The 12,873-nt window shown below is 58.7% G+C and carries 11 protein-coding genes; 3 read left to right on the forward strand and 8 right to left on the reverse strand.

The genetic code is table 11. The features are described from left to right. Positions 1–216 precede the first annotated feature (216 nt). From L4X63_RS04240 to L4X63_RS04250, 3 genes are all read left to right on the forward strand, one after another. Positions 217–1,665 (forward strand): flagellar assembly protein A, encoded by a 1,449-nt coding sequence (locus L4X63_RS04240; RefSeq protein ID WP_250677341.1) that lies wholly within the window; start codon positions 217–219, stop codon positions 1,663–1,665. Further along, entirely contained in the window at positions 1,662–2,111 is a 450-nt protein-coding gene (locus tag L4X63_RS04245) for a response regulator (protein ID WP_250677342.1), read from the forward strand. The genes L4X63_RS04240 and L4X63_RS04245 overlap by 4 nt, the downstream gene beginning before the upstream one ends. A gap of 435 nt (positions 2,112–2,546) precedes the next feature. After that, positions 2,547–3,059, forward strand: a complete 513-nt coding sequence (locus tag L4X63_RS04250; RefSeq protein ID WP_250677343.1) for a type 1 glutamine amidotransferase domain-containing protein — start codon at positions 2,547–2,549, stop codon at positions 3,057–3,059. A gap of 70 nt (positions 3,060–3,129) precedes the next feature. Here L4X63_RS04250 and L4X63_RS04255 read toward each other — a convergent pair whose 3' ends face one another. The 8 genes from L4X63_RS04255 to mnmE form a co-directional block, all read right to left on the reverse strand. Next, a complete protein-coding gene (locus L4X63_RS04255; RefSeq protein WP_250677344.1) occupies positions 3,130–3,552 on the reverse strand; it encodes a bacteriohemerythrin in 423 nt (140 codons plus the stop codon). A gap of 132 nt (positions 3,553–3,684) precedes the next feature. Next, positions 3,685–4,917 carry an LL-diaminopimelate aminotransferase gene (locus L4X63_RS04260; RefSeq protein ID WP_250677345.1) on the reverse strand — a complete coding sequence of 411 codons (1,233 nt, stop codon included), beginning with the start codon at positions 4,915–4,917 and terminating at the stop codon, positions 3,685–3,687. 158 nt (positions 4,918–5,075) lie between these two features. Beyond that, positions 5,076–5,879, reverse strand: coding sequence for a 4-hydroxy-tetrahydrodipicolinate reductase (gene dapB / locus L4X63_RS04265; protein WP_250677346.1), 804 nt, complete (start codon positions 5,877–5,879; stop codon positions 5,076–5,078). A 13-nt stretch (positions 5,880–5,892) separates the two neighbouring features. After that, positions 5,893–6,765 (reverse strand): 4-hydroxy-tetrahydrodipicolinate synthase, encoded by an 873-nt coding sequence (gene dapA, locus L4X63_RS04270; RefSeq protein WP_250677347.1) that lies wholly within the window; start codon positions 6,763–6,765, stop codon positions 5,893–5,895. Positions 6,766–6,961: 196 nt separating this feature from the next. Beyond that, positions 6,962–8,215 (reverse strand): diaminopimelate decarboxylase, encoded by a 1,254-nt coding sequence (gene lysA / locus L4X63_RS04275; RefSeq protein WP_250677348.1) that lies wholly within the window; start codon positions 8,213–8,215, stop codon positions 6,962–6,964. Positions 8,216–8,695: 480 nt separating this feature from the next. Continuing rightward, positions 8,696–9,346, reverse strand: coding sequence for a 16S rRNA (guanine(527)-N(7))-methyltransferase RsmG (gene rsmG, locus L4X63_RS04280; protein WP_250677349.1), 651 nt, complete (start codon positions 9,344–9,346; stop codon positions 8,696–8,698). After that, positions 9,343–11,217 carry a tRNA uridine-5-carboxymethylaminomethyl(34) synthesis enzyme MnmG gene (gene mnmG, locus L4X63_RS04285; RefSeq protein WP_250677350.1) on the reverse strand — a complete coding sequence of 625 codons (1,875 nt, stop codon included), beginning with the start codon at positions 11,215–11,217 and terminating at the stop codon, positions 9,343–9,345. Before mnmG ends, rsmG begins: the two co-directional genes overlap by 4 nt. Before the next feature lie 230 nt (positions 11,218–11,447). Continuing rightward, positions 11,448–12,815: a tRNA uridine-5-carboxymethylaminomethyl(34) synthesis GTPase MnmE gene (mnmE, locus tag L4X63_RS04290; protein ID WP_250677351.1), complete on the reverse strand. Its 1,368-nt coding sequence runs from the start codon at positions 12,813–12,815 to the stop codon at positions 11,448–11,450. Positions 12,816–12,873: the final 58 nt, after the last annotated feature.

Genomic DNA, 12,873 nt, shown 5'->3' on the forward strand with positions numbered 1-12,873 from the left:
TTCCCTTACCCCATTTCTCCTTCTTTGTCTAATCCATTCTCCCGGGCGGTGCGCCCCGGCTCTCGCCCCGGTACGCCAACTCCACGTTTCTCGATCGCTCCAGCTCCCCTTTGCGCCCTTCCCGCTCTTAAATTACTAATTTACTAAAGAAGAGTATCCCGATGCCGATATAAGAGCCGTAAGGTAGACGATTTTCTCCCCTTTGGCAGGTATTTTATGACCCCAGCCACGACTGAAAGCACGTTAGCCAAGCGGCTGGACCTGACCGGACCCGGTTTCAGGCTGGAGCTCTCCTTTGCTCCCGATCATTCCACCTGCCTCGCTTCCTATCAGCCGGGTGAGGGACCTTTCCTCGGCGAGAAGGACCTGTCCAATTTCCTCTCCGATTCCGGTCTCGGAACCAGCGTCCTTGAAGAGGCGGTGGAGCAACTCCTCGTCCATGCCCAGGAGAACAGGGCCGTTGAGGGGCTGGTCCTTGCCCAGGGCACCCCGATGGTTCCCGGAGAGGATGGCCGGATAGCTCTGTCCATTGGTAGTGGAAAAGGGACCGGCGAGGAAAGCCAGGAGAGCGAAAACGTCGTCGACTTCCACCAGGTCCAGGAATTCATCAACGTCCAGACCGGCGACGTGGTTGCCACCGTCCTGCCCGCAGGGGATGGCACTCCGGGGGTCACCGTGTTCGGCACCGAGATCCCTGCTCCCCCTGGCAAGCCGTTGGCCGTGAAACTCGGCAAGAACGTCGCCCTGGGCGATGACGGCATGACCATCCTGGCCACCGGTTCGGGCCGCGTCTTCCTTCAGGGAAACGAGATATCGGTCGAGGACGTCTACGAGGTGCGCGGCAACGTCGACTTCAAGATCGGCAACATCAACTTCAACGGCTATCTCGAGGTCACCGGGGACATTCTCGACGGGTTCAAGGTTTGCGCCAGCAAGGGGATCAAAGTCGCCGGCAACATAGGCGCCTGCAGCGTCATCTCGGACGGCGACATCGTCTTTTGCGGGATGAACGGCCAGGGAAGCGGTGAAATCCGCTGCGGTGGCAACCTCAAGGCTAATTTCATCTACGAGACCAAAGTGGAGGTGAAAGGGGACATCCTCGTGGAGTCCGAAATCCGCCTTTGCGGCATCAAGTGCTTCGGTGCCGTGCGGGTCAGCAAACGCGGCATCGTCGGCGGCGAGTGCGTCGCCCTGGGCGGCGTCGATGTCGGCACCCTTGGGAGCGTAACCTCGCTCCATACCCGGGTCGTGGTCGGCATCAACTACCGCGACCTCGAGGAGATTTCCCGCTGCTTCGAGGATCTTAAGGAGATCGCCAACCGGCAGAAGGATCTGGAGCTTTCCAAGAACGGCCGGGACGAATGCCTGAAAGAGCGGGCGGTCGTCGCCGGACGGATCAGGGACATTCGCACCCGCGTCTACCCTGACGCAAATCCCAAGATCAATGTGCGCAACGTTCTGTATGGAGGGGTGACTGTCAGCCTCGACATGCTTTCCGAGGAGTTCAGAGAGGAGCGCCCCGGCCCCTTCTCCATGATCGAAAACAAGGTGGAAGGTGGCCCCCGCTTCCTCGGCTTGACTGACCTGTCGTTCAAAGCCGGCGACATAGAAGCAACCTTCATTCGCCAGGCCGAGATTGACCGAAAACGGGTGAATACGCCGTGAAAATACTCATCGTCGACGATTTGGAGATCAACCGTCTCATCCTGGATGCCATGCTGCGCGGCCTTGGCGAGACTTTCATGGCCGTCAACGGGGCCGAGGGAGTTTGGGCCGTGGAGGAAGCTCTGGCGGCCGAAGATCCCTTCGATCTCATCTGCATGGACATCGTCATGCCCGAGATGGACGGGCTGGAGGCGCTGCATACCATCAGGGCGGCCGAAAAGCGCCACGACGCCCAACGGTCGGTGATCATCATGGTTACCGCCAGCCACAGCCCCGAGCACATGTTACAGGCACTGGAAAACGAAGGATGCGACGGGTTCGTGGCCAAGCCGGTGCTCTGGCAGACCCTGCACGAGATGATCAGCCGCTTCGGACTGATTGCCGAGGAAAGCTGGGCCTATCCCGGCGACCCGGCCTGCGATGCAGTCTGCCTTGAAATGGACTGAGTATCGGCTGTCATCGTCGTCTCCTGGAAACAGCAAAGCCGGACCTTTAGGATCCGGCTTTGTTTGTTATGACACCTGCAGGGTCACCCGCAGTAGTTAATATTTCGCCTTGTAGTAGGCCCTGCACTGGGCAACTACCAGTGCGGCCGATGCTGCCAAGGTTACCGCCAACGTCCACTCGACAAATCCTATCATCGGTTTACCCTCTGTCTGTCTGCTGCCGCTTTGTTCCTGCGACTCGTTCACTATATTCTACCAGATCACTCTTATTTTTTGATATTGATTTTCAGCTGGAAGCGGTTACGGTCCCCGTGGCAAGCATCCGGGAGTTATATTAGTACCCCTTCCCGGCCCATTCTTGGTAAAATCTTAAGTAGCGGCAGATGCCGCTGTTTAATTTTCACGTCATTCCAGCAACTAACGATGGAGGTTCACATGACAGCCAAGAACGTACTCATTCTAAGTGCCAACGATTTCGAGGACACCGAGTTGCTCGTTCCCCTGTACCGCCTGCGTGAGGCCGGGTTCAACGTGGATGTAGCCTCCGAAAAACGGGACGCCATCCGCGGGAAACATGGGTACGAAGTGCCGGTGACCAAGATCTTCTCCGAAATATCGCCTGATGACTACGATGTCCTCGTCCTCCCCGGCGGCAAGGCACCCGCTGCCATTCGGGACATCCCGAAGGTCCAGGAGATAGCCAGAGCCTTCCTGACCGGAGGCAAACCGGTAGCGGCGATCTGCCACGGGCCGCAGATTCTCATCTCGGCCGGACTCCTGCGCGGCCGCAAAGCGACCTGCTACAAAACGGTAGCCACCGAACTGCGTGAATCCGGAGCCCTGTACGAAGATGCCGAGGTCGTGGTCGACGGTAACCTGATAACCTCTCGTGAGCCGGGTGATTTGCCGGCCTTCGACCGGGAACTGATGAGAATGATCGGCGACTAGAAGAACGAGGCAGGTGGTAAGGGTGAAGGGGGCCTCCCCCTGAACGCGGGGGAGGTTTCCAAGGCTTAAGTCAGTTTGCAGGCCCAGGTAACGCTGCCGAAGCATCGGTCAGCAGATGGCAGGCCAGGGTGACGTCCATCTTTTTAATGTGATTGGTGATCCACTCCTCCAGGAAGCTTATGGTTTCCAGCGACAGGTACTGGACTCCCTTGTCGTGTTCCTTCCGAAGCGCACCTACCTTGTTGAGAAAAAAGGCATGCTCCCTTCTATGAGCGGCTATCTCAGGATATACCCCGTCCAGCATCCAGAGTTCCTCACTCCGGAAGTGGTACTTCGTGTATTCCTGCAATTCGTCCAGCACCGGTCCAATGTCTATTACCCCATCCACAAAATCCTGGTGAACCTTCCCGAGGATACCTACTAGTTTTCGGTGATGGGTGTCGATCTCCTGGCACCCCAGCACCAGTGCTTCGTTCCACTCCAAAATCTTCATAACATCCTCCTTACCACCCTCTTTTCGGGCTGCGGGCCGAATTAGTTTAATGAAACATTGCAGCCGCGGATGGGGGATAAAAAAAGGCGGCCCTTTGTGGGGGCCGCCCTGGTGAATCTACCGGTGATGATGTTACTTCAGGTTCTTCTTGATCCTCTCCACCGCTTCGATGACGTTGTCGCGGTTGCCGAAGGCGGAGAGGCGGAAGAAGCCTTCACCGCTCGGGCCGAAGCCGCTGCCCGGGGTGCCGACGACGTTGCACTCGGTGAGGAGCTTGTCGAAGAAGTCCCAGGAGGTCATCCCGGCCGGGGTCTTGAGCCAGATGTAGGGGGCGTTGACGCCGCCGTACACGGTCAGGCCGGCAGCGGACAGGCCTTCGCGGATGATGCGGGCGTTCTCCATGTAGTAGTCGATGACCGCCTTGGTCTCTTTCCACCCCTCGTCGGTGTAGACGGCGGCAGCGGCCTTCTGGACCGGGTAGGAGGCACCGTTGAACTTGGTGGTCTGGCGGCGGAGCCAGAGCTTGTTGACGCTGTACTTCTCGCCGGTGGAGGTGGTTCCTTCCAGCTCTTCCGGTACGATCACCAGGCCGCAGCGGACGCCGGTGAAGCCGGCGGTCTTGGAGAAGGAGCGGAACTCGATGGCGCACTTCTTGGCCCCCTCGACCTCGTAGATGGAGTGCGGGATGGCCGGGTCGGTGATGAAGGCTTCATAGGCTGCGTCGAAGAGGATGATGGAGTTATTGGCCAGGGCGTAATCGACCCACCCTTTCAGCTGCTCCTTGGTGGCCACGGCGCCGGTCGGGTTGTTCGGGAAGCAGAGGTAGATAACGTCCACCTTCTCCTTCGGATAGGCCGGGAAGAAGCCATTCTCTTCGTTGCAGGGCATGTAGACGAGCCCTTTGTAGTAGCCTTTCTCGTCGGCTTCGCCGGTGCGCCCGATCATGACGTTGGTGTCGTTGTAGACCGGGTAGACGGGATCGCCGATGGCGACGGTGTTGTCCAGGGCGAAGATGTCCAGGATGTTGGCGCAGTCGCACTTGGAGCCGTCGGAGATGAACATCTCGGTGGTCTTCAGCTCGACGCCGAGCGGCTTGTAGGACTTCTCGATGATCGCGTCGATCAGGAAGTCGTACCCCTGCTCCGGGCCGTACCCCATGAAGGTGTCGGCCTTGGCGAGATCGTCGACCGCGTCGTGGAACGCTTTGAGGACGGTCGGGGTAAGCGGCTGGGTGACGTCGCCGATGCCGAGGCGGATCACCTTGGCGTCGGGGTTGGCAGCGGCAAAAGCGCGGACCCTGCGCCCGATCTCCGGGAACAGGTAGCCGGCCTTAAGTTTGAGGTAGTTGTCGTTAATCTGTGCCATCAAAATCTCCTTCGGAAATCAGTACTTGCTTCAATCAAATCTCCCCCCTTGTCAAAGGGGGGCCGGGGGGGATTTGCCGTGGTAAACCACAAGCAAATCCCCCTAAATCCCCCTTTGACAAGGGGGACTTAAGGGTCAAAGCGTTCGGGTGCGCCCGTTTACCGCAGCCCGAGGACGTCCTGCATGTCCCAGACGCCGGGTTTGGCGGTTACCACCCATTTGGCGGCGCGGACGCTCCCGCGGGAGAACATGTCGCGGGTGTGCGCGCGGTGGGTGATTTCGACCCGCTCGCCCATGCCGATGAAGTAGACGGTGTGCTCGCCGACGATATCTCCGCCGCGTACGGTTTGCATCCCGATTTCCTCGTGGGTCCTTTCGCCGCAGATCCCTTCACGGTGGTAGTTAGCCACCTTGTTGTAGTCGCGGCCAAGGGCGTTGGCCACCACCTCTCCCATCCGTACAGCGGTACCGGAAGGAGAATCCTTCTTCATGCGGTGGTGAGCTTCAACGATCTCGACGTCGAAGTCTTCCCCGAGGATCTTGGCCACGTCGGCCAGGACCTTGAAGCAGACGTTGACGCCGACCGACATGTTGGGAGCGATGACCACCGGGATCTCCTTGGCGAGTTCGGCGGCCAGGGCGCGCTCCTCAGGGGTGAACCCGGTGGAGCCGATCACGATGGACTTCTTGTTAAGTGCGCAGACTTCCAGGTTTTTCAGGGAAACCTTGGGGGTGGTGAAGTCGATCAGGACGTCGCACCCCTGCACGACGGCGTTGAGGTCGTCGCTGATGGCGACCCCGATGGCCCCGAGGCCGGCGTTGAAACCGGCATCCTGGCCCACCATCGGGTGGCCGGGACGCTCGAGGGCACCGGAAAGCTCGGCACCGTCCGCTTCCTTGATAGCGGCGATGATCCTTCCACCCATGCGGCCGGCGGCACCGCAGACAGCTATTTTAACCATGACGTTTCCTCTCTTAGATCAGGCCGTACTGCTTCATGATGGCGGAGAGCTTGGTGTTGCTCGCCTCGGTCAGCGGAGCCAGCGGCATACGCACCTCGGCGCTGATTTTGCCCATCAGGGAGAGAGCGGTCTTGACCGGCACCGGGTTGCTCTCGATGAACATGGCGTTGGAGATCTTCAGAAGATGCAGGTGCAGCCTCTTGGCCTCCTCCATGTTGCCGGCGAAGAAGGCGTCGACCAGCGAGGAGACTTCCTTCGGCATGATGTTGGCGGTCACCGAAATGACCCCTTTTGCGCCGCAAGCCATCATCGGAAGGGTGATGAAGTCGTCGCCGGAGAGGACGGTGATGTTGTCGCCGCAGAGGTCGAGGACCTCGGAAGCCTGCTGCAGGGAGCCGGTGGCCTCCTTGATGGCGACGATATTCTTGTGCTTGCAGAGGCGGGCAACGGTCTCCGGAAGGAGATTCACGCCGGTCCTGCCCGGAACGTTATAGAGGATCTGCGGGAGCTCAACGGCGTCGGCTACCGCCATGTAGTGGCGGTAGAGCCCTTCCTGCGAAGGCTTGTTGTAGTACGGGGTGACCAGCAGGGCGCCGTCGGCCCCGAGCTCCTTGGCATGCTGGGTCATCTCGATCGCTTCGCGGGTGCTGTTGGAGCCGGTGCCGGCGATGACCGGAACGCGCTTGTTGACCTGGTCGACGACGATTTCGATCACGCGGTCGTGCTCGTCGTAATCGAGGGTAGATGCCTCGCCGGTGGTGCCGCAGGGGACAATGGCGTCAGTGCCGTTATCGATCTGGAAATCGACCAGCTGACGCAGCTTCTGCTCGTCAACCTCACCGTTGGTGAACGGGGTGACAATGGCTACGATACTTCCTTTAAACATGGGCTACCTCCTATTGGTGCCGCTAGTACGGTAAATGGATCACTTTGGGCCCGGGTCGGTGCCGAACTAAAGCAGACTTCTACCTAAAACTCCCCCCTTTGAAAAAGGGGGGCAGGGGGGGATTTGCCTCTGTAAGACCAAACCAAATCCCCCTAAATCCCCCTTTTTCTAAGGGGGACTTCCTGGGACTCCTCCGTTACAGGAAGGACGGGAGCTTCTCGCCCTTCACGAGGTCGGCCATGGTTTCACGCTCGCGGATGACCTCGAACTTGTCACCGGAGACCATGACTTCGGCAACTCTCGGACGGCTGTTGTAGTTGCTGCTCATGGTGAAGCCATAGGCGCCCGCGGACATGAAGGCTATCAGGTCGCCCTGCTTGAAGTTCGGAATTTCACGGTCTTTGACGAGGAAGTCGCCGGACTCGCAGATCGGGCCGACCACATCGGCCACCAGCACGCCGTCCTGATCCTTCATCACCGGTTTTACCCCGTGGAAGGAGCCGTAGAGGGCCGGACGGGCCAGGTCGTTCATGCCGGCGTCGACGATGACGAAGTTCTTTTCCTCGCCTTTCTTAGTGAAGAGGCACTTACCGACAAGAATGCCGGCGTTGCCTACAAGATTCCTCCCCGGCTCGAACAGAAGATGCAGTCCAAGCTCCTTGGTTTCTTCGAGGATCGACGCGCCGTAAGCCGAGGGCAGCGGCGGTTCCTCATCGTTGTACTGGATGCCGAGTCCGCCACCCAGGTCGAGATATTTCAGGTTGATACCCATGCCACGAAGCCCTTCCACGAGACGCTTGAGCTTCTTGATAGCGTCCACGAACGGGGAGACCTTGGTCAGCTGGCTGCCGATGTGGCAGTCGATGCCGAGGATCTCGATATTGGCCATCTTCTGCGCGCGGGCGTACTGCTCGAGGGCGCGCTCGATGTTGATGCCGAATTTGGCCTTTTTGAGGCCGGTGGTGATGTACGGATGAGTTTCGGGGTCGACGTCCGGGTTGACCCTGATGGCGATGCCGGCTTTCTTCCCAAGACGGCCTGCCACCTCGTTGATCCGGTCGAGCTCCTGCTCCGACTCGATGTTGAAGAGGAGGATGCCGCTCTCGATGGCGTACTCGATCTCGTCATCCCTCTTGCCGACGCCGGAGTAGACGACCTTCTTCGGATCGACACCGGCAGCCAGGGCACGGTAGAGCTCCCCGCCGGAGACGATGTCGACACCGCCGCCCAGGTTGATGAAGTTCTTCAGGACGGCCAGGTTGGAGTTGGCCTTCACGGAGTAGCAGATGGTATGAGGCACGGAGGCGAAGGCCTCGTCCATGGCCTTGAAGTGACGGGCAAGGGTTGCCTGGGAGTAAATGTAAACCGGGCTGCCTACCTTGGCGACGATCTCCTTGATCGCGACGTCTTCCGCGTAAAGCTCGTCACCCTTGTACTGAAAATGATGCATTGGTTCTTCCCCTTTCGAGCTATCTAAAATTTGGAGCGTAAACAATAAAAGTTTTTGTTTTTAACATAGAACCCGGTGCGTTGTCAAAAGTATTGCTCTTCCGTTCTAACAGTGTTTTGCCGCGCTTACCTCTTGCCTTGCAGCAGAGCATGAGACGGTAGGCCTGGGGGACCTGACTGGGCGAATCTGCCTAAAAAATAGGCTTCCATATTTGCCACACAGCAGCATTTCTCAACCTAAGACAATCCGCAGGCAGAGTTTTGACTATGGAAGGGAATTTGCCCCGTTTTTGGTCCAATTTCGACTACCACACTCATTCGATTAATATAATTTAACCGATTTCTTTGACTTATCTATGTCCTGATGACGGTGCGACTCTAATTCACTCTGACGACACCCATTTCGTCAGGCTCTGTCACTTTCCTCGGCTGCCCTAAGCGCACCCTCCCTTTAAGGGGAGGGTCGAGGTGAGGAGGAGGGTTACCCTTTCCTGATCAGCACGAGACTGCGGTGCTCGTCCGAACAGGGGAGCGGAAACTCGATGACCTTTTCGATCCGCGCTCCCATCTTGGCCAATTCATTTTCCGCCGCCGAAGCCTCCTCGGCACCGTTACGTCCCTTCATCGCCACGATGGTCCCGGTCTCCTTCAAAACTGGCAGTGCCATGGATACGAACAAGGGAAGCTCGGAGAATGCGCGGGAGACAACCCAATCGAAACTTTGGGCATATTCGTCGGTCAGAGTTTCCGCCCTGACATGCCGGGCATCGAAGCCTGCAAACTTCAAAAGCCTGGCAGCCTGCTTCTGAAAACTGATCTTTTTCACTACCGCATCGACGGAGATTACCTCCAGGCCGGGTATAGCTATCTTGGCAGGTATGCAGGGAAAGCCTCCACCGGAGCCGATATCGAGCATTCTGCCACCGGTGACCACTTTCAGCAGGCTAAGAGAATCGACGAAATGTTTTACCGCAATACCCTCATCATCGAAAATGGCGGTGAGGTTGATCTTCCGGTTCCACTTTTTGAGCTCTTCAGCGAAGAGATCGAGAGCTGCAAACTGAGCGGAAGAGAGCGTAATGCCCAACTCCCCTACCCCTTTAACCATCAGATCCTTGGCCCGCTGGTTCATTTCGCACTCCGGGCTTTCAGCGCAATCGACAGAATGGTGATCCCGGCGGGCGTCACGCCAGGGATGCGCGATGCCTGACCAAGGGTATCGGGGCGGAACTTGGCGAGCTTTTCCCGTACCTCGGTGGAGAGGCCCAAGAGACCGGAGTAGTCCATGTCGGCAGGAATGGGAGTCCCTTCCAGCTTGGCCGAACGGTCGACCTGTTCGAGCTGGCGGTCGATGTACCCCTTGTACTTGATCTGGATTTCGAGCTGCTCGCGGATCGTTTCGGGAAGCTCCATGATCTCCGGATAGATGCGGGCCAGCTCCTGGCAGGTGAAATCCGGGCGGCGGAGAAGTTGTTCGTAGCTGATGGCGTTCTGCATTCCGGACAACTGCCACTCCTCCAGAAGCTCCTCCCCGGCGGCGGACGGGCTCAACCGCAGCTTACCGAGCCGCTCGAGCTCGCTCGCCACAAGCTCCTTCTTGGCGACAAAGCCGTTCCAGAGGTTATCCGGCACCAGGCCGACGGCATGACCCTTCTCCCGCAGACGAAGGTCGGCGTTGTCTTCCCGGAGAAGCAGCCGGTATTCGGCCCGGGAAGTGAACATACGGTACGGCTCCTTGGTCCCCAGGGTCACCAGGTCGTCGATCATGACCCCGATGTAGGCCTCACTACGGCCAAGTACCAAGGGCTCCTTTCCCTGGACCCTGAGGCCAGCGTTGATACCGGCCATGAGCCCCTGCGCCGCAGCCTCTTCGTAACCGGAAGTCCCGTTGATCTGGCCGGCGTGATAGAGGTTGCGCACCAGCTTCGTTTCCAGGGATGCGTGCAGCTGGATCGGATTGACGTAATCATACTCGATGGCATAGGCCGGACGCATGATCTCGACGTTCTCCAGCCCTTCGATACTGCGGTAGAAGGCCCACTGGATATCGATGGGAAGCGAGGTGGACATGCCGCTCGGGTAGACCTCAACCGTGTCGCGCCCTTCCGGCTCCAGAAAGGTTTGATGCCGGTCCTTCTCCGGAAAGCGGACCACCTTGTCCTCGATGGAAGGACAATACCGGGGGCCGATCCCCTCGATGATCCCGGCGTAGAGCGGGGAGCGGTCCAGGCCGCTGCGGATAATCTCGTGCGAACGCGGGTTCGTGTAGGCGATATGGCAGGGGACCTGCGGCTGCTCTATCGAGGTATTGGAGAACGAGAAGGGGATCGGCCGCTCGTCGCCGTACTGCGGTTCCAGTCTCTTGAAGTCGATGGTCCTGCCGTCAAGCCTTGCCGGAGTACCGGTCTTCAGGCGGCCGACCTCGAAACCGTAGGCGTTGAGGGAATCGGACAGGCCGATGGAGGGGAGATCCCCTGCCCTGCCGCCGGGATAATGCACCAGGCCGATATGGATCAGGCCGCGCATAAAGGTACCGGTGGTAAGAACGACGGTCTTGCCGGCATACCTCACACCGCCGCGGGTGTCGATACCGGCGACGGCTCCATCCTCGAGGTAAAGGGCGGTCGCCTCACCCTGCTTCAGGTCGAGATTATCCTGCTGCTCCATCACCTGCTTCATCCGGAGCCGGTATTGCTGCTTGTCCGCCTGGGCGCGGGAGGCACGCACGGCCGGTCCCTTCTTGGTATTCAGGATGCGGAACTGAATACCGGTGGCATCGATATTACGCCCCATCTCGCCACCCAGCGCATCGATTTCCTTCACCAGGTGCCCCTTGGCCAACCCGCCGATTGCCGGGTTGCATGACATGAGGGCAATAGCATCCAAGTTAATGGTTAGCATGAGGGTCGAGCACCCCATCCGGGCCGCAGCCAACGCAGCCTCGCAACCGGCGTGTCCGGCTCCCACCACAATGACATCATATTGCTTGTCGTAGACTATCAAGTGCGTACTCCGAAGTTTGTTTCTGGATACAACCTTTTCCTCACCTCACCGTTCCCCTTGAAAGGGAGCGAGAGTCCAGAATGCGGAAAGAAGTATGGAATAGATGAGACGACCAAAAATGTTTCACGTGAAACATACTCCAGCGCCCCACTCCTTTATGCCTGCCTGCTCCCCTTTAAGGAAAGGGTTAGTGTCAGGCTAGGTGAAAATGTTTCACGTGAAACATTCCGCTACTTGCCGATACAGAAGCTGGAGAAGATCCGGTCCAACACATCGTCGGCGGTAGTTTCCCCGGTAACCTCACCGACGGCAGCCAAGGCGTCACGAAGATCGATGGCCAAAAGCTCCATAGTGAAGCCTGCCTCCAGGTTCCCGATGAACGTCTCCAGGGAGAAACGGGACTTCAGCAACGCGTCCCGGTGGCGGGCCTTGGATACCGCGACGAATTCGCGGCCATCGACCGCCTTTCCATGCATGAAAGCATCGGCAATAGCCTTTCTAAGCTCGGGGATACCACTACCAGTTGCGGTCGAGATACTAACCGCCACAGCATGTATGGAATCCGGCAGGACCGCCACGGTAGGAAGGTCCCCTTTATTGACCACGGCGATCATCGGTTTGGTACCGACCGCTTCCAGGATAGCGGCATCCTCTTCGGTAAAGGCACCCGAGCCGTCGACGACGAAAAGAACCAGGTCGGCGCGGGGGATCCGTTCCAGTGTTAGCCTTACACCTTCCTGTTCCACCTGGTCTTCGGAATCCCGGATACCGGCGGTATCGAGAAGCTTGACCGGGAGACCGTTGATGTTGACGACCTCCTCGATGAGATCCCTGGTGGTCCCCGGGACGGCGGTTACGATGGCGCGCTTCTCTTTCAGAAGGGTGTTAAGCAGACTCGACTTCCCGACGTTCGGCTTCCCGGCTATCACGACCGAGACCCCGTCACGGATCACCCGCCCTTCCTCGAACCCGGAGATCAAGGCATCGAGTTCATCCAGGGCAGGCCGGACGCGGGCCAGGACATCGGTATCGACGGCGACATCGACATCGTCTTCGGGGAAATCGACCAGCGCCTCGACGTAGGCCAGGGCATACAGTATCCCCTCCTTGACCGTCTCGATCCTCTTGGAAAGAAGCCCCTCCCGCTGATGCTGGGCGAGAGAAAGCGAGGCGTCGGTTTTGCTGGCGATAACATCCATAATGGCTTCGGCCTGCACGAGGTCGATCCGCCCGTTGAGGAAGGCCCGCTTGGTGAATTCGCCGGGCTCTGCCAACCTGGCACCCTCCCCCACCACCAGCGACAGGATCTTGGAGACAACCAGGGTGCCGCCATGGCACTGGATCTCGACAACATCCTCACGCGTGTAGGAATTGGGCGCCTTCATGTACACCGCCATCGACTCGTCAAGCACGTCTCCGGTGGCGGGTACAACAATCTCGCCATAAGAAAAACGGTGGCTTTTTAGGCCACCGTCGGACTTCATTTTAAAGATGGAGTGGGCAATCGCCAGAGAGGAAGGGCCACTGATCCTGACGATCCCGATTCCCCCCTCCCCTACGGGAGTGCTTATTGCCGCTATCGTGTCACGCACATACATGCTAAACCGCCTACCTTTGCCCCCTCCCCTTTCCTTAGGAATAGGGTCCCCCCCTTGT

It is taken from the genome of Geomonas sp. Red32 (assembly GCF_023652955.1).
Classification (GTDB): Bacteria; Desulfobacterota; Desulfuromonadia; order Geobacterales; family Geobacteraceae; genus Geomonas.

Coding starts and splice junctions, on each gene's coding strand:
- mnmE (WP_250677351.1), bottom strand. CDS start 12,815: ATGTATGTGCGTGACACGATAGCGGCAATAAGCACTCCCGTAGGGGAG.
- L4X63_RS04255 (WP_250677344.1), bottom strand. CDS start 3,552: ATGAAGATTTTGGAGTGGAACGAAGCACTGGTGCTGGGGTGCCAGGAG.
- L4X63_RS04240 (WP_250677341.1), top strand. CDS start 217: ATGACCCCAGCCACGACTGAAAGCACGTTAGCCAAGCGGCTGGACCTG.
- dapA (WP_250677347.1), bottom strand. CDS start 6,765: ATGTTTAAAGGAAGTATCGTAGCCATTGTCACCCCGTTCACCAACGGT.
- lysA (WP_250677348.1), bottom strand. CDS start 8,215: ATGCATCATTTTCAGTACAAGGGTGACGAGCTTTACGCGGAAGACGTC.
- dapB (WP_250677346.1), bottom strand. CDS start 5,879: ATGGTTAAAATAGCTGTCTGCGGTGCCGCCGGCCGCATGGGTGGAAGG.
- L4X63_RS04250 (WP_250677343.1), top strand. CDS start 2,547: ATGACAGCCAAGAACGTACTCATTCTAAGTGCCAACGATTTCGAGGAC.
- rsmG (WP_250677349.1), bottom strand. CDS start 9,346: ATGAACCAGCGGGCCAAGGATCTGATGGTTAAAGGGGTAGGGGAGTTG.
- L4X63_RS04260 (WP_250677345.1), bottom strand. CDS start 4,917: ATGGCACAGATTAACGACAACTACCTCAAACTTAAGGCCGGCTACCTG.